The organism is Proteus vulgaris (assembly GCF_023100685.1).
GTDB lineage: Bacteria > Pseudomonadota > Gammaproteobacteria > Enterobacterales > Enterobacteriaceae > Proteus.
Genome location: NZ_CP090064.1, coordinates 1,337,298 through 1,362,034 on the forward strand (window position 1 = coordinate 1,337,298; position 24,737 = coordinate 1,362,034).

23 protein-coding genes are annotated in these 24,737 nt (G+C 37.7%); 10 read left to right on the forward strand and 13 right to left on the reverse strand.

Annotated features, from left to right (window positions below; all coding sequences use genetic code 11):
• Positions 1–275: 275 nt before the first annotated feature.
• From LW139_RS06290 to ybjG, 3 genes are all read right to left on the reverse strand, one after another.
• Positions 276–1,640 carry an L-serine ammonia-lyase gene (locus tag LW139_RS06290; protein WP_166539663.1) on the reverse strand — a complete coding sequence of 455 codons (1,365 nt, stop codon included), beginning with the start codon at positions 1,638–1,640 and terminating at the stop codon, positions 276–278.
• 125 nt (positions 1,641–1,765) lie between these two features.
• A complete protein-coding gene (locus LW139_RS06295; protein WP_109410072.1) occupies positions 1,766–3,082 on the reverse strand; it encodes an HAAAP family serine/threonine permease in 1,317 nt (438 codons plus the stop codon).
• Between the two features lie 909 nt (positions 3,083–3,991).
• The gene (ybjG, locus tag LW139_RS06300) at positions 3,992–4,603 is read right to left on the reverse strand and encodes an undecaprenyl-diphosphate phosphatase (RefSeq protein ID WP_247850787.1); all 612 of its coding nucleotides are present in this window, start codon (positions 4,601–4,603) and stop codon (positions 3,992–3,994) included.
• A 237-nt stretch (positions 4,604–4,840) separates the two neighbouring features.
• Between ybjG and LW139_RS06305 the strand changes: the two genes are divergently transcribed.
• Positions 4,841–5,266: a secondary thiamine-phosphate synthase enzyme YjbQ gene (locus tag LW139_RS06305; protein WP_166539660.1), complete on the forward strand. Its 426-nt coding sequence runs from the start codon at positions 4,841–4,843 to the stop codon at positions 5,264–5,266.
• Positions 5,267–5,520: 254 nt separating this feature from the next.
• Here the strand turns inward: LW139_RS06305 and LW139_RS06310 are convergent, their stop codons facing one another.
• On the reverse strand, positions 5,521–5,784 hold the full coding sequence (locus LW139_RS06310; RefSeq protein ID WP_088493321.1) for a GrxA family glutaredoxin: 264 nt from the start codon (positions 5,782–5,784) through the stop codon (positions 5,521–5,523).
• A 171-nt stretch (positions 5,785–5,955) separates the two neighbouring features.
• Here LW139_RS06310 and LW139_RS06315 point away from each other — a divergent pair, with 171 nt between their 5' ends.
• The 4 genes from LW139_RS06315 to LW139_RS06330 all read left to right on the forward strand — a co-directional run bounded on the left by LW139_RS06315 (position 5,956) and on the right by LW139_RS06330 (position 9,412).
• A complete protein-coding gene (locus LW139_RS06315; protein WP_109410069.1) occupies positions 5,956–6,258 on the forward strand; it encodes a YbjC family protein in 303 nt (100 codons plus the stop codon).
• Positions 6,259–6,426: 168 nt separating this feature from the next.
• Positions 6,427–6,942: a YbjN domain-containing protein gene (locus LW139_RS06320; RefSeq protein ID WP_227336635.1), complete on the forward strand. Its 516-nt coding sequence runs from the start codon at positions 6,427–6,429 to the stop codon at positions 6,940–6,942.
• A gap of 30 nt (positions 6,943–6,972) precedes the next feature.
• On the forward strand, positions 6,973–8,106 hold the full coding sequence (gene rlmC / locus LW139_RS06325; protein ID WP_166539659.1) for a 23S rRNA (uracil(747)-C(5))-methyltransferase RlmC: 1,134 nt from the start codon (positions 6,973–6,975) through the stop codon (positions 8,104–8,106).
• 106 nt (positions 8,107–8,212) lie between these two features.
• Positions 8,213–9,412, forward strand: coding sequence for a multidrug effflux MFS transporter (locus LW139_RS06330; protein ID WP_166539658.1), 1,200 nt, complete (start codon positions 8,213–8,215; stop codon positions 9,410–9,412).
• A 92-nt stretch (positions 9,413–9,504) separates the two neighbouring features.
• Here LW139_RS06330 and artM read toward each other — a convergent pair whose 3' ends face one another.
• The 6 genes from artM to LW139_RS06360 all read right to left on the reverse strand — a co-directional run bounded on the left by artM (position 9,505) and on the right by LW139_RS06360 (position 14,897).
• A complete protein-coding gene (gene artM / locus LW139_RS06335) occupies positions 9,505–10,173 on the reverse strand; it encodes an arginine ABC transporter permease ArtM (RefSeq protein ID WP_109408775.1) in 669 nt (222 codons plus the stop codon).
• Positions 10,173–10,877: an arginine ABC transporter permease ArtQ gene (gene artQ / locus LW139_RS06340; protein ID WP_072069696.1), complete on the reverse strand. Its 705-nt coding sequence runs from the start codon at positions 10,875–10,877 to the stop codon at positions 10,173–10,175. Before artQ ends, artM begins: the two co-directional genes overlap by 1 nt.
• Before the next feature lie 17 nt (positions 10,878–10,894).
• Positions 10,895–11,629 carry an arginine ABC transporter substrate-binding protein gene (gene artJ, locus LW139_RS06345; protein ID WP_023581291.1) on the reverse strand — a complete coding sequence of 245 codons (735 nt, stop codon included), beginning with the start codon at positions 11,627–11,629 and terminating at the stop codon, positions 10,895–10,897.
• Positions 11,630–11,643: 14 nt separating this feature from the next.
• Positions 11,644–12,372 (reverse strand): arginine ABC transporter ATP-binding protein ArtP, encoded by a 729-nt coding sequence (gene artP, locus LW139_RS06350; protein WP_166539657.1) that lies wholly within the window; start codon positions 12,370–12,372, stop codon positions 11,644–11,646.
• A 112-nt stretch (positions 12,373–12,484) separates the two neighbouring features.
• Positions 12,485–13,942, reverse strand: coding sequence for a DUF2867 domain-containing protein (locus tag LW139_RS06355; protein ID WP_247850788.1), 1,458 nt, complete (start codon positions 13,940–13,942; stop codon positions 12,485–12,487).
• 52 nt (positions 13,943–13,994) lie between these two features.
• The gene (locus LW139_RS06360) at positions 13,995–14,897 is read right to left on the reverse strand and encodes a lysine exporter LysO family protein (protein ID WP_247850789.1); all 903 of its coding nucleotides are present in this window, start codon (positions 14,895–14,897) and stop codon (positions 13,995–13,997) included.
• A 337-nt stretch (positions 14,898–15,234) separates the two neighbouring features.
• On the opposite strand from LW139_RS06360, the gene LW139_RS06365 reads away from it, so the two are divergent.
• The 3 genes from LW139_RS06365 (at position 15,235) to macB (ending at position 20,090) form a co-directional block, all read left to right on the forward strand.
• Entirely contained in the window at positions 15,235–16,911 is a 1,677-nt protein-coding gene (locus LW139_RS06365) for an ATP-dependent nuclease (RefSeq protein WP_166539655.1), read from the forward strand.
• Between the two features lie 123 nt (positions 16,912–17,034).
• Positions 17,035–18,144, forward strand: a complete 1,110-nt coding sequence (gene macA / locus LW139_RS06370; RefSeq protein ID WP_247850790.1) for a macrolide transporter subunit MacA — start codon at positions 17,035–17,037, stop codon at positions 18,142–18,144.
• Positions 18,144–20,090 (forward strand): macrolide ABC transporter ATP-binding protein/permease MacB, encoded by a 1,947-nt coding sequence (gene macB, locus LW139_RS06375; RefSeq protein WP_227336636.1) that lies wholly within the window; start codon positions 18,144–18,146, stop codon positions 20,088–20,090. Before macA ends, macB begins: the two co-directional genes overlap by 1 nt.
• 135 nt (positions 20,091–20,225) lie before the next feature.
• Here the strand turns inward: macB and cspD are convergent, their stop codons facing one another.
• Positions 20,226–20,435: a cold shock domain-containing protein CspD gene (gene cspD, locus LW139_RS06380; protein ID WP_072062820.1), complete on the reverse strand. Its 210-nt coding sequence runs from the start codon at positions 20,433–20,435 to the stop codon at positions 20,226–20,228.
• Between the two features lie 288 nt (positions 20,436–20,723).
• Between cspD and clpS the strand changes: the two genes are divergently transcribed.
• Entirely contained in the window at positions 20,724–21,038 is a 315-nt protein-coding gene (clpS, locus tag LW139_RS06385) for an ATP-dependent Clp protease adapter ClpS (protein WP_036938154.1), read from the forward strand.
• Between the two features lie 30 nt (positions 21,039–21,068).
• Positions 21,069–23,360: an ATP-dependent Clp protease ATP-binding subunit ClpA gene (gene clpA, locus LW139_RS06390; RefSeq protein ID WP_166539652.1), complete on the forward strand. Its 2,292-nt coding sequence runs from the start codon at positions 21,069–21,071 to the stop codon at positions 23,358–23,360.
• Positions 23,361–23,483: 123 nt separating this feature from the next.
• Here clpA and infA read toward each other — a convergent pair whose 3' ends face one another.
• Positions 23,484–23,702, reverse strand: coding sequence for a translation initiation factor IF-1 (gene infA, locus LW139_RS06395; RefSeq protein ID WP_004244560.1), 219 nt, complete (start codon positions 23,700–23,702; stop codon positions 23,484–23,486).
• A 341-nt stretch (positions 23,703–24,043) separates the two neighbouring features.
• Positions 24,044–24,736 (reverse strand): leucyl/phenylalanyl-tRNA--protein transferase, encoded by a 693-nt coding sequence (gene aat / locus LW139_RS06400; protein ID WP_227336637.1) that lies wholly within the window; start codon positions 24,734–24,736, stop codon positions 24,044–24,046.
• Between the last annotated feature and the right edge of the window lies 1 nt (position 24,737).

Here is a 24,737-nt window from a genome sequence, read left to right on the forward strand (position 1 = left end):
TTATTTTCTATTCGATAACGTGTTTATCGTCACACCCTTTAAATAATTTTTGTAACAGACTCCTATCTTTGACATTTTGCTACTTATATTGAGTGATATTTCTGTTTTCAATATTGAGTTTTCTTCTACCCGTATTTTAACTAAGGATGATAATTTAATCTCATCCAAAAAAGATATTCAAAGGGAAGAGCATCATTCTTGATTTTAGATAATAAAAAAGGCGCTGATATCAGCGCCTTACCCATTATAAATATCTGTATTTTGGACTCTCAGGTTTAGTCACAAGAAATTTTAATCGCTAATCCACCTTGAGAAGTTTCACGATATTTAGCATTAATGTCTTTACCGGTTTCGTACATTGTTTCAATGACTTTATCTAAACAAATACGAGGGTCGCTGACACGACGTAACGCCATACGAGATGAATTTACTGCTTGTACGGCTGCGATAGCATTACGTTCAATACAAGGAACTTGTACTTGTCCTGCAACTGGGTCACAGGTAAGCCCTAAGTTATGCTCCATTGCAATTTCCGCAGCAATACAAACTTGCTCTGGGCTACCGCCTAAAAGCTCAGTTAATGCACCAGCCGCCATTGAACAAGCAACACCCACTTCGCCTTGGCAACCCACTTCAGCACCGGAGATAGATGCATTCATTTTGTAAAGAGAACCAATAACACCTGCGACTAAGAAAAAGCGAGTATAAGAATTTTCATTTACAGGACGAATGAATTTATCGTAGTAAGAAAGTACCGCAGGGATAATGCCACATGCTCCGTTTGTCGGTGCTGTTACAACACGTCCACCAGCCGCATTTTCTTCATTGACGGCAAGGGCGAACATATTGATCCAGTCAACAACAGTCATAGGATCGGTTGTGGTTTTATCTTCTGTTACTAACATACGACGTAATGCAGAAGCACGGCGCGGTACACGTAATGGCCCTGGTAATAAGCCTTCGGTATTTACACCTCGCTCAATACCAGACTTCATTACTTCCCAAACAGCAGCTAAATGAGCCGAAATTTCTTCTTTGCTACGCAATGCTAATTCGTTTTGCATCACTAATGCAGATAAAGAGAGACCTGTTTCTTTACAATGACGACGTAAATCAGCCGCATATTGATAAGGATAAGGGACTTGAACCGTATTTTCTTCAGGTTGACCAAAATGCTCTTCATCAACAATAAAACCACCGCCAATAGAATAATAGGTTTTTTTCAATAGAACCTGTTCACCATTATAAGCGGTGATGGTCATACCATTCTCATGGAGGGGTAAATTGCTTTTATGAAAATTCATACCACCATCAACAGGGAAATCCACTTCTTTAATGCCATTTGCTAGCATTAAGCGGCCTGTTGCTTCTACTTGTTTTATAAATGGGGTAATAGAATCTATATCGACAGTATCGGGTAAATTTCCTGCTAATCCCATAATAATAGCAATATCAGTTGCGTGACCTTTACCCGTTAAAGATAAAGAGCCATAAACATCAACGATAACGCGGGAAACAGAAGAAAGTAGATTTTTTTCAGCAAGGATATCAACGAATTCTTTACCTGCTTTCATTGGGCCTACAGTGTGTGAACTTGAAGGACCGATACCGATTTTAAAAATATCAAAGACGCTAACCATAATATTCGCCTCCCTAATTAATTTAAAGGCGCAACTGTGTGATTATTAGAGTGATAAGTGTCAGTTTTGAAGTCTAAATCTGTAATGGCTACTTCCTTTTACGAAAGTAGCCATTAGATGCCTTATTAGCCCACGAAAGAGTTAATTAAGCTATAGAAAACTGCTGAGATTGCGATAAGACCCATGATTACAACGAATACGTTGCTGATATGGCCTTCGTATTTCTTCATTGCTGGTACTTTACGGATTGCATACATAGGCATCAGGAACAGTAACATTGCGATAATTGGACCACCTAATGTTTCAATCATACCTAAAATGCTTGGGTTTAACGTTGCCACGATCCACGTTGTAACCAGCATAAACAGTGCAGTGATTTTGTTTAAACGATCTTTTTCGATTGTTTTACCTTTTTCACGCAGTGATTTGATGATTAAACCGTTGAAACCTTCACGAGCACCTAAGTAGTGACCTAAGAAAGATTTAGTAATCGCAACGAAAGCAATAAATGGAGCGATATAAGCGATAACTGGTGCTTCAAAATGGTTAGCAAGGTAAGACAGGATACTGATGTTCTGTGCTTTTGCTTCTGCTAAGTTTTCTGGTGTTAAGCTAAATACACAGCTAAACACGAAGAACATTACAGTGATAACCATCATGATGTGCGCATAAGCTAAAATGCGTGAACATTTTTTCTCAGCGTTTTCGCCGTATTCTTCACGTTTTGCAACAGCAAACGCAGAGATGATTGGAGAGTGGTTGAAAGAGAACACCATTACAGGGATGGCTAACCACAGTGTGACTAATAGGCCTTGACCCATACCTGATGTTGTTGCGTGATCAAAAGAAAGAGTATCAAGTACTGCGCCATTCCACTCAGGAATAAGATACAACGCTAAAACCATCAAGACGGCAACAAATGGGAACACTAACACGCTCATTGCTTTAACGATAGCTTGTTCACCAAAGCGAATGATCGACATGATACCGATGATCAGTATCAGTGATAAAATTGCACGAGGTGGTGCAGACATGTGCATTTGGTTCACAATAAAGCTTTCTACTGTATTGGTGATAGCAACACTATAAACCAATAAAATAGGATAAATAGCAAAGAAATAGAGCAGAGTAATCAGTTTACCTGCTGTTTTACCAAAGTGTTCTTCAACAACTTCAGTGATATCTTCACCTGGGTTTTTACCTGATAACACAAAGCGGCACATACCACGGTGTGCAAAGAAGGTCATTGGAAATGCAAGCACTAACATGATCAACAAAGGAATTAAACCACCGATCCCTGCGTTGATAGGTAAAAATAGAACGCCAGCACCGATAGCCGTACCATATAAACCTAACATCCATACAGTATCTGATTTACGCCATGTTTTGTAATCACCTTGGGTGTTACCCGATGCGATAGAACCAGCTTTGGTTGTATCCATAATACTCTCCGAAATAACGCGGTAAAAAAAATAATGAATAAAAATAAGAGCGTGATTTTATTTCTTATCAGAAACAATCACGACATAAATTTAATTATGAATAAATGAGTGCATTGAGTACCTGGTGTTATCTCAATATCTTCAATTACCACATACTAAAATCTTTAAATTTCAAAAGAATTAGACTCTTCTAAAATTTGAAAAAATATTCAATAATTTTATATCCAGACTTAAGAGGTGCAGAATATAGTGTTTTTCAGGATAAACTACCGTGATCACCATCTCAAATGCTAAATATAACTGAAAAACCTAAAAATGTAACATTTTTTATATTTTGTGTTTTTAGAGGGGGTTTTAAAACATTTTGAAATACTTTTCCATTTTTAATCGGAATTGAAAATAAAGCCAAATATCTAAATATTCATATGTTAATGATTAAATTTAGGCTTTTTTATTTCTTCTAAAATAAATGATTTAAATCAATCTGGTTATTTTTATTCACAATTAAAACATTATATTAACCTTGCATGTTGTTGATATATATTAATTAATTATTTTCTTTTATTTATGTATAAAAGTAGACAAAAGAATATAAAAATAAGGGAATACGATTATTTATTAATGATTTTTCTTTATTCTATGAAATAAATATAACAACAATTCAATCATAAGTAGAATATTGTTTATTATTACGACAATAAATTTGTTAATAAATGAGTCTGATACATTACTATATAACGAATATAAAAACTTCATTTTGATTAAAATAACAACATATTTATTTTTGGACAAATAATATAATAATAGAGGATATTTTTATTTATATATTAATATATCAACGTGGAGATTGACTTAAGTTAAATATAAAAAAGACCACAATAAATATGGTCTTTTTCAATGTAAAAAAGGTTAGGCTTTTGTCCAACCTTTACGAATGGGATAAGCAAAACAGAGCTGATAAAGCTGTTGTACCCATTTTTGGAGTATATCTCCGCCCTTAGACCAGAACATCTGACTTAAGCCACAAGAAAGCAAAGCCACAATAAAGGCACCTATCATATCGATTGGCCAATGCACACCAAGGTAAATACGAGCCCAAGCAATCGCTAGTCCTAAACCTAGCATGATATAACCAATACGTTTACTGTTATGCCAAAACAGATAAGCTAATGCAATGGTAAAAACAAACGTACCGTGGTTGCTAGGGAATGAAGGTGTTGCATCATGATCAAGGAAGTTATGACCAATATTAGCAGCGAAAGGACGCTCATGCGGAGCAATTGCACCAATTAACCAAGAGATAGACAATGCAATAGCTAAAGATACTGCGGCTTTGCAGGCTAATGTTCTTTGCTGGCTAAGATGTTTTTCATTACCCCACAACCAATAGGACACTAAAGATAAAGGAAAAAGATAGACAAGGTACTTAGCAATAATTATCGCCATACCGATTTTGAAAGGAGATGCCGCAGGTGTTGCATTCATCATTGAAAATACGGCTAAATTAAATTGTTCCAGCAAAGTAGGCTCCATACATGTCGTGCTGATAAGCGATGTTTATGATACATAATACGCAAGTTTTTAAGGGTAAATGAGGGAGTAATAAGGGTAAAGTGTTTTTTTCTTATTTAATTGTGCTTTTTTTAAAGAATTGTCAGTTTTAGATTTAACTGAGCTAAAGCACTCTTAAAAAGAGTATTTCGCTTATGGTATCGCTCTCGCATTGTTCTTTTTTCTTATTTTCAACGAGGTATAAAAATGTGGCTCCAAAAAAACATCATACTCAACGCAAGGCCGAGAGGGTTCCACTTAATTACACAGGCATTGATTCAAGAATTATCCGAACTAAGACAATATAAAATTGGAATAGCTCATTTTTTTATTCAACATACATCAGCTTCATTAACGATTAATGAAAATGCCGACCCGACAGTACGAAGTGACTTTGAAAGTTTCTTTAATCAAAGTGTTAAAGAGGATGAAGATTACTATCTTCACACTTATGAAGGTAGTGATGATATGCCAGCCCATATAAAAAGTAGTTTACTTGGGCAAAGCGTCACGATCCCTATTAGTCAAGGTGAACTTAATTTAGGAACTTGGCAGGGGATTTATCTTGGGGAACATCGTGATCGTGGTGGCCGTCGTCGTATTATTGTGACATTGCAAGGCGAGTGTTATTAGATTGCAGGCAATAAAAAACCCGACAGTTATTTCACCAAAGGGGTTGAAACTATCGGGCTCCTCAATATTTGGGGACATCAAAGAAAAGCAGTGGCACTAATTCAGACTCCAGGTTAGATAGAAAGTTCGCTGACTAATGAAAAAAAGTAGGATTATTTTTTGGAAAGAGGGGAATATAAAGAGATAATGAGTAAAATAAAAAGGGAAAAGCGCTAAAACATATTGAAAGTTAAGCTGTTTTAGCGCTTTTTTAATTAGTTGTATATGCCTAAATTTTCTTTAGCATAAGCTTCAAAATCTGTGCAACCACCAATGTGTTTCTCATCAATGAAAATTTGTGGCACAGTTTCAACTTCTTTACCGACGGTTTTAGATAAATCAGCTTTTGTAATTCCTTCAGCTTGAATATCTACATAGCGGAAATCAAAATCGTCACGTTTTTCAGACAGAGTTTCAGCCAGTTGTTTAGCACGTACACAATATGGGCAACCCGGACGACCAAAAATAACAACAAACATACGACACTCCTTATTGAGGAAATAAAATTCAGGCATAATAGTCTTTATTGGTTGATACTATGCCCTTTTATTAGGCTAAACAAAAACAGTTATTGCCTTTTAGTGTGATAAATTATACCAATTTGCCGAATAATGAGATAGGACTGCGATACAGCATTTAGCGGAGAAAATATGGAAAAGCCTTCTAAACGGGATATGAAATCACTGTCTGATATGCCAAAACCCATCATAATCATAGAGATCGTGGGGATTATTTTATTAGTGGTTGCATACTTATATATCAATCAATATATCACTTCTCCGCAGTGGTTAGGTACCTACACGGGGCAATTAACTCTGGTTGTTCTGGGCGTTATCTGTATGATCCCACCTTCTATTCATATTGTATGGCGGGCGATTTATCGCTTAACGTTTTTAGGTATTGATAACAATCCCGCAAATAATAAAAAGAAAAAAGAGAATAACAAAGAATAGCGTACTGTTTTTTCTCAACAAAGCATGAAAAACTAAGAAAACCCAATTTGTAAATTGGCTTAATTTTCTTAGTTTTTCTATTTATTAGTGCCTTCAAGATAGAAAAAGTGGCAAAATAGCCTTAATGCCAAAAGGCACTCTTTTCTTTAGCGCGTAAAGGTTATTTGAATGAACGCTGTTGTTACCCCCGATCTGGATCAGCTAAAATCTTGGCTTGATGAACTACAGATTGCTTATTATGAATGTGACTCTTGTCAGGCGTTACATTTACCACATCTTCAATATATCAGCGGCATATTTGATGCTAAAATTGATATTCTCGAAGATGTGCTTGTATTTACCGCTATCGCTGAATTAAAACCCTCAGCAATAGTGCCTTTAATGGCAAATCTAAGCCAAATAAATGCAAGTTCTTTGTTTATTAAAACATTTTTAGAAATTAGTGATGAAAACTTACCTAAGTTAGTATTCTGCCAATCATTCCCTGTTGCTGCGGGGATCTCACTGAATCAATTTGATCTGTTCTTACAAAAAGCAGAAGAACAATCGGCTGAAGTTGTCAGTGAAATTTTTAATAATGGTTTCTTGTATGGTGAAAAACAAGAAAACGAAAATGAAGAAGAAGATGAAGAAGAAGTTGAAATAAGTAGTTCATCAACTGACTCCTCCTATACTGTACATTAATATTAATCTCCATAACGGTCACAAAATCTTATGCAATGCGCACGCTTTAGTGCGGGTGATTGTCATTCTTGTGAATGGCTTTCTCTTGCTTATTCTGAACAAATCAAGAAAAAACAGCACAGCTTATTATCATTGCTACCTGAAGATTATGCTTTTAATAAATTAGCGCCTGTTGAAAGCCAGCAAGCGCAATTTCGTAATAAAGCAAAAATGGTAGTCAGTGGCAGTGTTGAAAAACCTGTATTAGGTCTAAAAACACGAGAGGGTGTGGCTGTCGATTTATGCGAATGCCCTCTTTATCCTGACTCTTTTGCACCGACATTCCCAATTTTAAAAACATTTATAGCGAGAGCAGGATTAGTACCTTACGACATTGAGCGTCGCCGTGGTGAACTTAAGTTTATTTTATTAACTGAAAGCAGAAGCAATGGCACGATAATGTTGCGTTTTGTTTTGCGCTCAGAAAAAAAATTAGAACAACTTCACAAAGCACTTCCGTGGTTACAAGAACAACTGCCTCAATTAGCCGTTATCTCTGTGAATATTCAACCTGTTCATATGGCTATTCTTGAAGGTGAAAAAGAAATTATTCTGACTGAAAAAGCATTTTTGGATGAATCTTTTAATCAAATTCCATTACATATTCGTCCTAGAGGTTTTTTCCAAACTAATCCAGAGGTTGCTTCATCACTTTATGCTACGGCAGGTCGTTGGGTAAGAGAATTAAATATCTCACATTTGTGGGATATGTTTTGTGGATCAGGAGGCTTTGGATTACATTGCGCAGATAAATTGACCCAATTGACAGGAATTGAAATTAGCCCTGAAGCAATAGAATGTGCACGCCTCTCTGCTCATGAATTAGGGCTAGAGCATGTTGAGTTTCAAGCCTTAGATTCAACCGGTTATGCATTAGCTAAAGAGTCAGTGCCTGAATTAGTGCTTGTTAATCCGCCAAGGCGAGGTATTGGTGAGGCATTGTGCGGTTATCTAAATAAAATGAAACCTCGCTTTATTCTGTACTCTAGCTGCAATGCTCAAACCATGGCTAAAGATATTCAGCAACTTTCTCATTATCGTATTGATAGAGTGCAGTTGTTTGATATGTTTCCTCATACTGCTCATTATGAAGTGCTTACATTATTGGTATTACAAGATAGTTAAGATATTCATTACAAAATAGGTAATGGGTGTTAGTATAAATAAGTATTTAACGCTCGATGGATAACATCGGGCGTTTTCTTTTTTGATTAGATAGGCATTTTATTTTATGCAGAATTTAAAAGCGTTGTTATTAGTGATGGTACTATTAGGGCCATTAGGGATTGATCTCTATTTACCGACTATACCTGCAATTGCTCAAGATTTAGGAAGCAGTGAATCCCTTATTCAATCGACTATCGCTTTATTTATTTTAGTGTTGGGGATAGGGCAACTTATATCAGGGCCTTTGGTGGATAAGTTTGGTCGTAAACCTATCGCTATCGCTGGGATCTTTATCTATATTGTGGGTTCTGTCATTGCAACGATTTCGACAGACTCAACGCTTTTTATTATTTCGCGATTATTACAAGCTTCAGCAGTGTGCTGTACCTCCGTTGTGGCTTTTACCTGCGTTCGTGACTGTTTTAATGGTAATGAAGCCGCCCGTGTTTTTGGCTTTTTAAATGGTACCTTAAATATTATTCCTGCACTTGCACCTTTATTAGGTGGATTATTAGCTGAGTATTGGGGATGGCGCGCGCCTTTCGGATTTTTAATTTTCTATTCGGTATTTGTGCTAGTTTTGATCACTCGCTTCTTGCCTGAAACTAAACCTGAAAATACAGCTCAATCAAAACAGAAATTAGGTAAAACATACCTTGAGATTTTATGTAGTAAACGTTTTTTAACTTTTGCCTTAGTGAATGCAGGCACAATGGGAATGGCGTTAACTTATGTTTCATTTGCCCCTATTGTGTTGATGAATGATGCGAAACTATCACCGCTGATTTTTTCCATTGTTTTTGGTGTAAATGGTTTTTGGATAATGTTTGTCAGTTTTTATGCAAACCGTGTGATCCACCGTGTTGGCAGACCTATTTGTTTGATCTTAGGAGGCGGATTAATGGGATTAGGCTGCGTGAGTTTGTTATTAAGCTTAATGTTTATTCCTGCTGGAATACAAAACCATTGGCTGATTTATATGCTCCCTGTAGCAAGTGCTTGTGCTGGATTAGCCTTTATTATGGGGCCTGCGACAAGTTATGCACTTGAGCCATATTCGCAAACGGCAGGCATTGCCTCTGCTTTAGTTGGTTTTATTCAAATGGCAGGCGGTGCTGCTTTTGGTTTAACTGCACTGGCATCACCTGTACAACCTAAATTAGCGTTAGCTGTTGTCATGTTAATTGGGAGTTTGTTGGCATGGAATGCGTATCGAGTAAGCCATAAAGAAGCGTTAATAGAAAAACAGGCTACACAAAAATAGGACATGTATTTGTTGTTTATTCCAACATAAAAAATACCCCAGAGTGAAAAAAATCTGGGGTATTTTTTTATCGACAGTTTGGTTTAGACGTTTTAATTACGATGTTCAAACTCTAAGGCTTTTTTCTCAATCAATCTCATTAGAAGTGTCAGTATTCCGTTGATGCCTAAATAAATAATACCTGCGGCAACAAAGACCATCACATCATAACTTTGACCAAATACTTGTCGGCTATAACCTGTTAATTCAAGCAATGTGATCGTACTGGCGAGTGAGGTACTTTTAAATATCAATACAACTTCGTTTGAATAGGATGAAAGCGCACGCTTAAATGCATAAGGCAATATTACTCTTGCTGTTTGCACTGGCGACATACCTAATGCTTGGCAAGATTGCCATTGTCCTGAAGGAATAGCTCTTACTGCACCATAAAAAAGTAAGGTTGAATAAGCGGCACTATTTAATGCTAATGTGACCATGGCACAAAACCACGGTGTTGATAATAACTCCCAAATCAGAGGGAATTTTTGCAACACAGGAAATTGTCCAGGGCCATAATAGATTAAGAAAAACTGCACTAATAACGGTGTACCGGTAAATAAGGTGATATACGCTTTTACAATTTGAGTAATAACAGGGGTTTTTAATGCCAAAATAAAGGTCATTAAAACTGAAAGTGTAAATGCTACCAATAAAGCCACTAATGTTAATGACAAGCTGGTTGGTAATCCCGGTAAAATATCAACAATATAATCCCACATTATGAGGCACTCCGTTCAAATCGAGTTGTTCTCATTTCTAACCATTTCAGGATATATTGACTGACTAGCGTAATGGCTAAATAAATCAGTGCAACAATGCTATACCAAGTAAAAGGCTCTTGAGTTCTATTAGCTATACTTTGTGTCTGTAACATTAAATCATTAACACTGATTAATGAGACTAAAGCCGTATCTTTTAATAAAACTAACCACTGATTACCTAAACCAGGTAAAGCATGACGCCACATTTGAGGCATAATAAAGCGGAAGAAAATAGTAATACGACCCATACCTAACGCTTGGCCGGCTTCCCATTGTCCTGTTGGTACCGCTTTTAAGGCGCCACGTAATGTTTGTGAAGCATAAGAAGCATAAAGAAGTGAAAGGGCGATAACACCACAATAGAAAGGTAGAGATTCAGTATCACCAAAATCTATTTGTAAGGTGAAAGAACCTAATTCAATGCCATCCATTAAGATCATGACACCTTGTAAGGTGCCATAATAGACAAAAAGAACCACCAGCATTTCTGGTAGTCCTCTGATTAGTGTTACCCAGCATGTTCCCAAGAAAGCAAAGGCTTTCCATCTCGCGGATTCCCATGCTGTAAACAACATGGCGAGAACTAATCCAATGATAAGAGCAGAAATAGCAAGTGAGACCGTAGTAACGGCCGCACCTGCTAGAGTTGTTATTTCATTCATTTATTAAGCTATTATTGTTATTCAAACCATTTTTTATAAATGACATCATAAGTGCCATCAGCTTTTACTTCAGCTAATGCTTTGTTTAATTTATCTTGTAAATCAGCATTGCCTTTTCTTACTGCGATCGCAAGGCCTGTACCAAAATAGTTAGGATCTGCAACTTTATCGCCTACAATACCTAATTCAGGATTTTTTTTCAGCCATTCATTTACAACTGCAGTGTCACCAAAGATAGCTTCAATACGACCATTTTTAAGATCTAATACTGCATTTTGGTAACTGTCATAAGGAACAGTTTTCATTTCTTTGTGTTGCTCATTGATGAATTTCTGATGGGTAGTCCCATTCTGTACACCAATTTGTTTACCTTTTAAGCTAGCAACATCAGAGATTTTACCTGTTACTGTAATAAATACAGCGGAGTTATCATAGTAAGAATCCGTAAAATCAACTTGTTTTTGACGCTCAGGGGTAATATCAATACCTGCCATTAATGCTTCAAAACGACGGAATTTCAGACTAGGAATTAAGCTATCAAAAGACTGATTGGTAAAGGTACAATCCGCATTAATTTTTGCACACATTGCATTGGCGAGATCAACATCAAATCCTACAATTTGGTTATTCGCATCAATCATTTCAAATGGCGGATATGTTGCTTCAGTGGCAAAACGGATTGTCTCTTTCTCAGCCGCAGTTGCAGAAAGTGTAATACTGGTCAGAAGTGCTGCAAATAATATTTTTTTCATTGTCTGATCCCGATTTAGTGTGACAAGTAATTAGCAAAAGCTTCCGTTTGTGGAGCAGTGAAACGATAGTTATCACCTTGCTCTATAATACGGCCGTTTTCCATATATACAACTTTGCTCGCGGCTTTGCGTGCAATTTCAACTTCATGGGTCACAATCACTTGTGTAATACCCGTTTCAGAAAGCTCTTTAATAATATCAACAACTTGAGCTGTAATTTCAGGATCTAATGCCGCTGTCGGTTCATCAAATAAGAGAACTTGAGGCTCCATCATTAATGCTCTTGCAATGGCAACACGTTGTTGCTGTCCACCCGATAAATGTAGTGGGAAGCGTCCTGCATAATCACTTAAACGTAAACGTTCAAGTAACTTCATTGCTTTTTCTTTAGCCTGCGGTTTTGATAAACCTAATACACGACAAGGTGCTTCAATTAAATTATCAAGAACCGTCAGGTGCGGCCATAAATTATATTGTTGAAATACCATGCCCACATTTTGGCGTAATGAACGAATTGCCTTTGCGTTAGGCTGTTGGTTAAAGTCAAAATGTAGACCTGCAATTTCTAATTCGCCTGAACGTGGCAATTCTAATAAATTAAGAACTCTCATTAGTGAGCTCTTACCTGCACCACTTGGTCCTAATAGAACCATTGTTTCACCAGCAGAGCATTCCAGATTAATATCATAGAGTGCTTGGTGCGAACCGTAGAAACAATTTATGTTTTTTAATTGAATACTCATGCGTTTTTTCTGAATAGTCATTAACTGGTTCAAATAATAAAACGGTAAGAATAATTATGCAACTAAAACTGCATAATAAAGTGGTTTTTTTACGTAAAAATGGGTAATTCAGCTATTTTTTTTCACTCTTAGGTGAATTTTTATCCAGTTCATAAGCGTTATTACTTATGGTTTTAGCCATGCCTTTGAAAATAAATAAATGCGCAGGCATCATCGCAAACCAATAAAGTAATCCACTAAAACCGGCAGGGTGCCACCAAGCACGAACATCGATTGAACGAAGATTACCACTATCATGGATAGTAAAAGAAAGGCGACCTAAACCGGGAGCTTTCATTCCAAATAATAAGGTTAGTTGTTTTTCTGGCTCTAGTTTGATCACTCGCCAACCATCAATCATATCGCCAAGTTCTAATGTTTCTCTAGAAGGGCGTCCGTAAGTCACTTTATTTCCGACCATATCATCCATAATTGCGCGGGTTTTCCATAGCGCATTACCATAAAAATAGCCTTGTTTTCCACCGATTTGTTGCACAGTATGCCAAAGGGATGCCGCGCTTGCCGGTGTAGATACTGTACAACCTGCATTTTTAGGGTAATAACCATAACCCGGTTTCCAGCGATTACGAACAGCAGGAGAGTAACCCCAATCTTGGTTATCTAAAGCCGCTTCTTCATCAGCGAGTGTTTCTTTTACTGCATCATCAAATTTAATTAGGGATTGAGGAATAAGTTTACGTAATGGCTCATCGTTGGCAGGAAGATCATATTTAAGCCCTTGGATCAGCTCTTTGGCAATAGAGGTTGGCACAGACGTTATCATACTGATAAAGCCCGCAGAAATAAGACTGCCCGGCATAGGTAGCGGGATCAGCACTCGTTTTTTACCTGAGATTTTAATAAAGCGCTCAAAAAGGGTCTGATAGCTAATATATTCGGGGCCACCAGCATCAAAAATACGATGTTGATGTGTGGGATGATGGATAATTTCTGTTAAATAGTGAATTAAGTTTTTTAAGGCAATAGGAGACGATTTTGAACGAACCCAGCGCGGAGGCGTAAGAATAGGGAGGTTATAAACCATATCACGCATAATTTCAAAGGCGGCAGAGCCAGGGCCGACAATCATTGAGGTACGAATTTCAGTTACAGGGATCGCGCTTGTTCTTAATACCTCACCCGTGAGTTTTCGGGCAATGAGATGAGGTGAATATTGCTGATCTTCATGTTGTAAGGCACTTAAAAAAATAATTTGTTTAACTTCTGTGCCTTCTAATGCTTCCACAACATTAATTGCCGCTTTACGCTCTTGCTCAACTAAATTATGTGCATCGCCCATGCTGTGAACAAGATAGTACACAATATCAGTATCATGCATGATTTTGTTTAAGGTTTCTGGATTGTGTAAATCCACAAAAATACAGCGTGTATTTTCCCAACCTTGAGACATCATCCAGTCAACTCTGCGCGCTCCCGCAGTGACTTGATGACCTTGTTTTATCAGAGCTGGAATAAGATTTTGACCAATATGGCCACTTGCACCAAGTACTAATACACGCTGTTGATTCATTGTTAATCCACTGTAAAAAGAGAACGTTATTGTTCTATTGTTACTGATTTTTCTATGAAGTAAAGAAAGCCATTAATATTGGAGTGATTAAACTTAACACGAATCCGTGCACAATGGCTGCAGGCACAATGGCAACACCACCACTTCTTTGTAAAACAGGTAACGTAAAGTCCATGGAAGTTGAACCACAAATCCCTAATGCCGTGTTTCTATAACGATTAATAATGATAGGAATAAGCATAATTGCCGCTAATTCACGCATTAAGTCATTGAAAAACGCAGTACTACCAATAACAGGGCCAAATGCATCGGTAAGTACAATCCCAGATAAAGAGTACCAACCATATCCAGATGCAATGGCTAATCCCATTTTCATCGGTAATCCTAGTAAATAAGCAGCTAAAGCACCACCTGCAAGCGCACTCACCCCCATGACGACAGCAACGGTTGTTCCTCTGCGATTAATTAAAATTTGCTTTGGGCTCATTCCGCTATTACGCAATTGTAATCCTACTAGCCATAGCAAGAAGATAAGCGCACCTTGGCTGGCATGAGATGCATAATGAAAAATTGACCAACCCGTTAAGCCTACAAAAAAACCGACAACAACCACACCGCATAATTGCAGCGATTCAAGTACCATTTTTATGCGTGATGGTGGCTTAGATTGCTTATGTGCAGGGACATGCCAAGGATCTTTTTTATCCAATAGCCATAAAAATAGTAAATTTGCCCCAAAGGTACATAAAAAGAAAACGCTGGCATAAGCAAGAATAGAGACTAAATTTTCACCAATATTATCTAACATGGCTAAACTGACGCCCATTAGAAATAGGATAACGTAAACCATCGCACTAAGTAGGCGATTTGCCAGATGAAGTAATGGGCGATTGTTTAATTTAATCAAATACCCTACAAAAAGCGGAAGTAGGATAATCAATAACCCTGATAACATTTCTATTCCTTACTGAGTGCACTCAAATTATAAAATAAACTAATAACGTTGTCTGCATTATAACATTTACTTATGTTGTTGTGGATACAGAAGCTAAGATAAATCTAAAATTTTTATTGAAGCCATGAGCCTAACATGTTTACCGATAAGTGGCTTTAATTGTTTGAAAAGCGAACGATTTGGGTATATATCGAATAGTTGAGTAAATTTTATTACGACACTCTTTAACTGTGATTTAATGAAAACATTCATTAAGTGAAATTATTGGCAGATTAAGCATAAAATTAAGATAGGAAGAATAAAAAACATAGCTTAGTCGTAACTAACGAGGGAATTTATGTATTTAGAAAGAGTGGAAATAGTTGGATTCCGTGGACTTAATCGTCTTTCATTACCTCTTGATATGAATACAGTCTTAGTGGGTGAAAATGCGTGGGGTAAAAGCTCATTACTTGATGCGTTAACACTCAGCTTGGGTATTGAAACCTATCAATATGCATTTACACCTGATGATTTCCATCGTCTGCCGAATGAGCCGGAAGAAAATAGTAAAAAAACGCTACAAATTATTCTGACATTTACTGAATCACGCCCTGGACGACATCGTTCTTATCGTTTTCACAAAATAGCGCCTGTATGGGTTGCAAATGGTGATGAACTAAAACATATCTATTACCGCATCAGTGCTGAATTAGATGAACAAAAAAATGTAAAAACATTCCGCTATTTTCTGGATAAAGAAGGAAAGCAAATTCGCTTACCTAATGGACAAACTCAAGAAATTATTGCAGAGATTGTTAGGCTTTATCCTGTTCTTCGCTTGCAAGATGCGCGTTTTGTTCGTGATCTTACCTCTGACGTTATCGATCCTCATAATAACCCTCATCGAGAAGCGTTTAATAATAAAATGAGTGAGTTAACCAAGGCATTAGTTAAAAATCCAGACGAGTTGTCAGATGAGGATTTACGTGAAGGGCTAGATGCCATGCAACAGCTACTAGGGCACTATTTTGCTGATCATGGTTCATTGTTGTTTAAATCACATGCTCGTCATCGTAAAGTCAATGAGCCTCATGTACGTGGCTGGCACGCATTAGAAAATATTAATAAGGTGTTGGCAAAACCGAATCAACGAAGCATTCGATTAATTATCCTAGGAATGTTCTCCTCTATATTACAGTCTCGAGGTAGCGTTGCATTAGATCCTTATGCAAGGCCTATCGTTATTGTAGAAAACCCTGAAACACGTTTACATCCTATTATGCTTTCGGTGGCTTGGGGATTACTTAATCTTTTTTCACTACAACGTATAACAACGACTAATTCAGGTGAGTTACTTTCATTAGCACCATTAGAAAGTGTGTGTCGTTTAGTACGTGATACTGACAAAGTAGCTGCTTATCGTGTTGGTAATCAGCAATTACATTCAGATGAAGAACGACGTATTTCATTTCATATTCGTTATAACAGGCCGTCTGCACTTTTTGCTCGTTGCTGGTTATTAGTTGAAGGTGAAACAGAAATTTGGTTAATGAACGAGTTGGCAAGACAATGTAATTATTTCTTTGAAGCCGAAGGAATAAAAGTTATTGAATTTGCACAATGTGGACTTAAGCCATTATTAAAGTATGCAACGTATATGGGAATAGAATGGCATACCTTAGTGGATGGTGATGAAGCGGGTAAGAAATATGCCGCAACCGTTAAAGATTTTGCATCAAAAAGCAATGATGCGGAGCGTGATAGATTAACAAAACTCCCCGCCTTAGATATGGAACATTTTTTATACAAAGAAGGCTTTCGCAATGTGTATCATGATGTTGCAGGTGTACCTGATAATGAAAAATGGCCAACTCGACGTGTGATTATTAAAGCTATCCAACGCTCATCAAAACCAGATCTCGCACTAACGGTAGCTAACAATGCTGCTCAACGAGGAGTAGACTCCATCCCCTCCATACTGAAAAGTATGTTTTCTCGTGTTGCATGGCTTGCTAGAGGCAAAGCAAATTAGGCCGTTATAGCAAGAAAGATAAACGCACGGGATCAATGTAAATTCTATTTAGCGATGAAGATGAATATCATCGCTAAAGTTTCTTATGGTTTATTAAATTGTTATGTTTAGGAAGGATATTGTATGGCTTTTTTATCTTTAAAAAAGCGCGGGAAAGTGCTCACCCTTATTTTAATTGCGGTTGCTATTGTTGCCTATTTTTTTTGGCCGAAAGAAAATGTACCGTCATATCAAACACAAATCATTACGCGAGGTGAGCTGTCAAAAGAAGTGACAGCAACGGGTAAACTTGATGCTGTGCGTAAAGTTGATGTAGGTGCGCAAGTCAGTGGCCAATTACAAACTTTGTTTGTGAAAGAAGGCGATGCGGTTAAAAAGGGAGATTTGTTAGCGATTATTGATCCTAAAAAAGCGCAAAACGAAGTCACTGAATCTCAAGAAACCAACAATGAGCTTAGAGCAAATCTTCAACAGGCTCAGGCCGAATTACGTTTAGCGCAACTTACATATCAACGTCAGTTAAAGCTGATTGGTACACATGCCATTGCACAAGATGAGCTTGATCGTACTAAAACTGATGTTGATGTTAAAAAAGCACGTATTATCACCTATGAAGCGCAGATTAAAAAGAATCAAGCGACCTTAGATACAGCAAAAACTAACCTTCAATATACACGTATCACTGCGCCTATGGATGGCATTGTGACGTTTATTAAAACTCTAGAAGGTCAAACCGTCATTGCGGCACAAGAAGCACCAACGATTTTAACTTTAGCAGATTTAGATACGATGCTAGTAAAGGCGGAAGTATCTGAAGCAGATGTGATTTATTTAAAACCTGATCTTAATGCTTCTTTTACAGTGCTAGGCGCGCCAGATAAAGCTTTTAGTGGCAAGTTAAAAGATATTCTGCCAACGCCTGAAAAAATTAATGATGCTATTTTTTACTATGCCCGTTTCGAAGTGCCTAATGAACAACATTTACTACGTTTACAAATGACCGCGCAAGTTAAAATTCTTATCGAAAATAAGAAAGATGTACTCCTCGTACCGCTTTCTGTCTTAGGTGAAGATGCGGGTATTAATGAATATTATGTTGATGTTTTAGTTGATGGTCAGCCAGAAAAACGCACAGTAAAAATAGGTATGCGTACTGATGTTTATGCTGAAGTCCTCAGCGGATTAAAAGAGAACGATGAGGTTATTCTGGGTGAAACTTCAGGAGATGCATAATGCCGGCATTATTAGAACTCAATGAGGTTAGTCGCGTATATAGCAATGGTGAAGAAGAAACCGTTGTTCTCAATAAAGTCTCATTAACGATTAATGCGGGTGAAATGGTCGCGATTATGGGAGCGTCCGGCTCTGGTAAATCGACCTTAATGAATATCTTAGGATGTTTGGATAAGCCAAGTAGCGGTGAATATAAAGTTGCAGGTCAAAGTGTTGCACAAATGGAAGGTGATCAACTTGCTGCATTACGTCGCGAACACTTTGGGTTTATTTTTCAACGTTATCATTTAATGGCACACTTAAGTGCAGAGCAGAATGTTGAAATTCCAGCCATCTATGCAGATAAAAATGCCACTCAACGTAAAGAAAGGGCACGTGAATTATTAACTCGTTTAGGATTAGGCGAGCGTGTTGATTATCGACCTAATCAACTTTCTGGTGGTCAGCAACAACGTGTAAGTATTGCGCGAGCGTTGATGAATGGTGGTGAGGTTATTCTTGCTGATGAGCCAACTGGTGCATTAGACAGTCATTCAGGTAAAGAAGTAATGGCTATTTTGAAGCAATTAAATGAACAAGGGCATACAGTTATTATCGTAACGCATGACCCTTTAATTGCAGAACAAGCCGAGCGAATTATCGAAATAAAAGACGGTAAGATTATTAGTGATAACCGTCATCAAACAACGACACATAAAGTTAAAAAAGAAACGACACCTGTTTTAACTTCCTCTTATTTGGGACAAATTGTAGGGCGCTTTACTCAAGCGCTAGAAATGGCTTGGCGTGCCATGGTTGTCAATAAAGTACGTACATTATTGACAATGCTCGGCATTATTATAGGAATTGCTTCTGTCGTGACGATTATTGTCATTGGTGATGCTGCAAAAAGTATGGTGCTTTCTGATATAAAAGCCATTGGTTCGAATACCATCGATATTTATCCAGGGAAAGATTTCGGTAGTGATTCCCCTGAAGACAGACAATCATTAACGCTACAAGATGTTTTTGCTTTAAAACAGCAATCTTATGTGCAAGCGGTCACACCACAAGTGCAATTTAGCACGCGATTACGCCGTGGAAACCAAGATTCTCCAGCCTCGGTTGCGGGTGTGAGTGAAGATTATTTTATTGTATATGCCATGAAGTTTTCGCAAGGTCACTCATTTACCCAAGATATGATCCAACGACAAGCTCAGGTTGTTGTAATTGACGAAAATACTCGTCATCGATTTTTCCCAACTAAGAAAGATGTGATTGGTGAGCAAATTATTATTCGCAATATTCCTTCTACGATTGTCGGAGTTATTGCAGATAAAAAATCAGCTTTTGGTAATGGGCAGTCATTACGTGTTTGGGTGCCTTATAGTACGTTAAATAGTCGTATTTTAAATCGCTCATATCTTGACAGCATTACGGTAAGAGCAATAGACGGTTATGATGCCAGTGTAGCTGAGCAACAAATGATCCGTTTGCTTACGATCAGACATGGTAAAAAAGATATTTTCACTTATAACCTTGATAGTTTTATTAAAGCGGCTGAGAGCACCACGCAAACAATGCAATTATTTCTTACACTTGTCGCAGTTATTTCATTAGTGGTTGGTGGCATTGGTGTTATGAATATTATGCTGGTTTCTGTGACTGAAAGAACGCGAGAAATTGGTATTAGAATGGCGGTTGGTGCGAGGGCGAGTGACGTGATGCAACAATTTCTCATTGAATCTGTTCTGGTTTGTTTAGTAGGGGGTGTGTTAGGAATTGCTCTTTCGTTTAGTATTGCAATGATTGCAAGCGTAATGTTACCGGATTGGCATTTTGTATTCCAACCTATTGCATTAATCAGTGCTTTCATTTGTTCAACTGCTATTGGGGTTATTTTCGGATTTTTACCGGCAAGGAGTGCTGCAAAAATGAATCCCATTGATGCATTAGCCAGAGAATAATTCAAACAATAAGATAAAGGCCCTTAAGTATATTAAGGGCTTTTATTTGAATGAATAAGGTATCTTTCTGACTGAAAATACCCGACTTCATTGGGTAAAAGGTATTATCAGGTTTATCTATACTGTGCGTATCTTCTATTCAATGATAGGAATGATAAGGTCAGCATGGTCACCTTTAGGCCCTTTTATCGTGCTATAATTAACTTTCTGCCCCGCTTTAAGTGTGCGGTAGCCTTCCATTCTAATTGTTGAATAGTGGGCAAAAATATCCTCGCCACCTTTTTCTGGGGTAATAAAACCAAAGCCCTTAGCGTTATTGAACCACTTTACTGTACCTGTCTCCATACTTAGCTTCTCTCATATACTTGTATTTATTTGTTTAACATCACTTTCAGTATATTTACTGAGCTGTTCATAAAACATACTCTATTTTATTGTTTCAGTCGTCAAGAGGTGAAAGGGACAGAAAGTGTTTCGATAAGGTGAAATTTTGATGTAGCTAACGCTTTGTTATTTTTTGGATGTAAAAAGAGGGAATAAAAAAGCGTTGATAGGCAGACTTTCCTGTGAGATGGTAAACTAAATGTCATAATTGAAAGTGACGTTTAACAAAACTATGAGTAATGCAAAACAATGGGTCAGTTTGATTTTTTAACAGAAACCACGTTAAGGGATGATGTTCATCAGGTAAATGAGCCACCAGCAATGTATAAGGTGATCTTGAATAATGATGATTACACCCCCATGGATTTTGTTGTAGAAGTGCTTACGATGTATTTTTTTCTCAGTGAGGAAAAAGCAACACAAATTATGCTGGACGTTCATCATAAAGGGAAAGGAGTTTGTGGGGTTTATAGTGCGGATATTGCTGAAACGAAAGTGGCACAAGTTAATCTGTATGCAAGAGAAAACGAATACCCACTTTTATGTACTCTTGAACAAGCATGATCCGGTTAGTCTTTTAAGGAGGAGGTGCTTATGCTTAATCACGAATTAGAGCTGAGTCTTAATGTTGCATTCGCGAAAGCCCGTGATAACAGACACGAATTTATGACTGTAGAGCACCTGTTGTTGGCGCTATTAAGTAATAAATCGGCACGCGAAGCATTGGAAGCTTGTAAAGTCGATCTGGCAGTCTTACGCGAAGAACTTGAAGTCTTTATTCGTAAAACAACCCCTATTTTGCCTGAAAATGTAGACAGAGAAACACAACCAACGCTGAGTTTTCAGCGTGTATTACAGCGTGCTGTTTTTCATGTTCAATCATCAGGCAAAAATGAAGTCTCTGGCGCTAATGTGCTGGTGGCTATTTTTAGTGAACAAGAATCTCACGCAGCTTACTTATTACGTAAACATGACGTTAGTCGCCTTGATGTTGTGAATTTTATTTCTCATGGTATTTCAAAAGAAGATCAACAAAACGAAGATCTTTCTGACATGAATGATATGAACGCACAATCTCAGCAAGAGATGCCTCAAGGTGACGATCATATGGATAATTTTACAACTAACCTTAATCAGTTAGCACGCCAAGGTAAAATAGATCCTTTGATTGGGCGTCAAGCTGAATTAGAACGAACCATTCAAGTATTATGTCGTCGTCGCAAAAATAACCCATTATTAGTAGGTGAATCAGGCGTCGGTAAAACGGCAATTGCAGAAGGGCTTGCATGGCGTATTGAGCAAGATGATGTTCCTGACGTTATGAAAGGCTACACTATTTACTCACTAGATATTGGTTCGCTATTAGCGGGAACGAAATATCGTGGTGATTTCGAAAAACGTTTTAAAGCGTTACTTAAAACCCTTGAAAAAGATGAGAAAAGCATCTTATTTATTGATGAGATCCACACCATTATTGGTGCAGGTGCTGCATCAGGTGGGCAGGTAGATGCGGCAAACTTAATCAAACCTCTGTTATCAGGTGGGCGAATTCGAGTTATAGGTTCTACGACTTATCAAGAATTTAGTAATATTTTTGAAAAAGACAGAGCGCTTGCGCGTCGTTTCCAAAAAATTGATATAACAGAACCTTCAGCTGATGAAACCGTTTTAATCATCAAAGGGTTGCGTCAGAAATATGAAGCGCACCACGATGTACGTTATACCAATAAAGCGATTCAGGCCGCGGTGGATTTGTCCGTTAAATACATTACAGATAGACATCTACCAGATAAAGCCATTGATGTTATTGATGAAGCGGGTGCAAAAACACGTTTAATTGCACCAAGTAAACGCAAAAAAACGATCAATGTTTCTGATATTGAATCAGTAGTTGCTAAAATTGCACGTATCCCTGAAAAAACGGTATCTAGTAGTGATAAATCGATACTGAAAAATCTCGATAACCAATTAAAAATGTTGGTATTTGGTCAAGATCCTGCAATTCATGCATTATCTGAAGCCATTAAAATGAGTCGAGCAGGCTTAGGCCAAGATAACAAACCAGTAGGCTCATTCTTATTTGCTGGCCCAACTGGGGTAGGTAAAACAGAAGTTACTGTACAATTAGCGAAAGCGTTGAATGTTAAATTACTGCGCTTTGATATGTCTGAATATATGGAACGACATACTGTTAGCCGTTTAATTGGTGCGCCTCCTGGTTATGTTGGTTTTGATCAAGGCGGATTATTAACCGATGCAGTAATCAAAAATCCGTATTCTGTTGTATTGCTTGATGAAATTGAAAAAGCACATCCAGATGTGTTCAATATTCTGCTACAAGTCATGGATAACGGCACATTAACAGATAACAATGGCCGCAAAGCCGATTTCCGTAATGTTATTTTAGTAATGACGACTAATGCGGGTGTGCGTGAAACGCAGCGTAAGTCGATTGGATTTACAGAGCAAGATAATAGCACCGATGCTATGGCGGAAATTAAAAAAGCGTTCTCACCTGAATTCCGTAACCGTTTAGATAACATTATTTGGTTTAATGCGTTATCACCTGAAATTATCTCTATGGTAGTGGATAAATTTATTGTTGAGCTACAAGTACAGCTAGATGATAAAGGGGTATCGCTAGAAGTTAGTCAAGAAGCACGCCAATGGTTGTGTGATAAAGGCTATGATAAAGCGATGGGCGCAAGACCGATGGCGCGTGTGATCCAAGAAAATCTGAAAAAACCATTAGCTAACGAAATTTTATTTGGATCTCTTGTTAATGGTGGTTCAGTTTCTGTCATATTAGATAAACTAGCAGGTAAGTTAAGCTACGAGTTTGTCAGTCAAGAAAAGCTGGCTAAGAACGAAGATACCGTTATCTAAGGATAGCGGTTAACTTACTAAGCCATAAAAGCATACACCACAGGTGAGCATCAATAAATGCCTTGCCTGTGGTGTTTTTTTTTCACCCGTTATATAACAATAACGGGAGAGAACAGATTGGGATCAACGGCTACGGAAGATGATACGGCCTTTGCTCAGGTCATATGGGGTCAGCTCAACGGTAACCTTGTCGCCTGTCAGGATACGAATATAGTTTTTACGCATTTTTCCTGAGATATGAGCGGTAACGACGTGTCCGTTTTCTAATTCTACGCGGAACATCGTGTTTGGCAGAGTATCCAGTACAGTGCCTTGCATTTCAATGTTGTCTTCTTTGGCCATCTAATCCTCTAAGTTTTAATAACCATATTTTTCAAACGGCAAGATAATGCCGAAAATATTGTCCTATGTAAAGGAATGTTATCGGATAGCAATGGTGTTCACCTTGCTATTGCACTTAACATCCTTACCGTGACTTGCGTTTTACTAAGCTAGAGCAAAAGTAATAACAGAAGTCGTAATTCTTTATTTTGTGGTATTTATAACAATAAAATAGCAACACACCCTAACCACATAATGGGTGTGTAAGATAAAATTTTTGTATAAACCTTTTTGCATAAATAACAGAATGGCATTCTTAATTCTGTCTTAAATAAGAAGGGCTTTACAAAAACAAGCAGTGATTATAATTCCAACGATTGCTGATACCAACACTTTTTATCAATAATCACTTTTTTCCAGCGCGATAATGCATTTAAATAATGGTCACGCGAGATCTCACTGGCACCTAACGAGGCAGTATGAGAGTTTAGCACCTGACAATCAAATAGTTGACCCCCATAACGAAGAAAATGGTTATAAAAAGCAATAAAGGCACATTTAGAAGCGTTATCTCTGCGACTAAACATCGATTCACCACAAAAAACCGCACCGATATTGACCCCGTATAATCCACCTACGAGTTCATCGCCTTCCCATACTTCAACAGAATGTGCTTCACCTTGATGATACAGCGCGTCATAACCCTCTTTAATATCAGGGCCTATCCATGTGCCTTCATCACGAATAGAACAGGCCTCTATCACTGCAGCAAAGGCGTGATTTAAGGTTATTTTATACGGATGATGACGAATAAATTTACGCAAACTACGCCCAATATGTAAATCACCAGCAGGTAATACAGCTCTTGGATCAGGTGACCACCATAATGGTTCTTCGTAGGGGAAGTACCAAGGGAAGATACCTGATTGATATGCAACACGTAATCGAGAAGGGGAGATTTCTCCCCCTATTGCTAATAATCCATTAGGCTCTTTTAATGCTAAATGAGGCTCTGGAAAATCCAAATCACTATCGTTTAATTGAAACAACGGCATA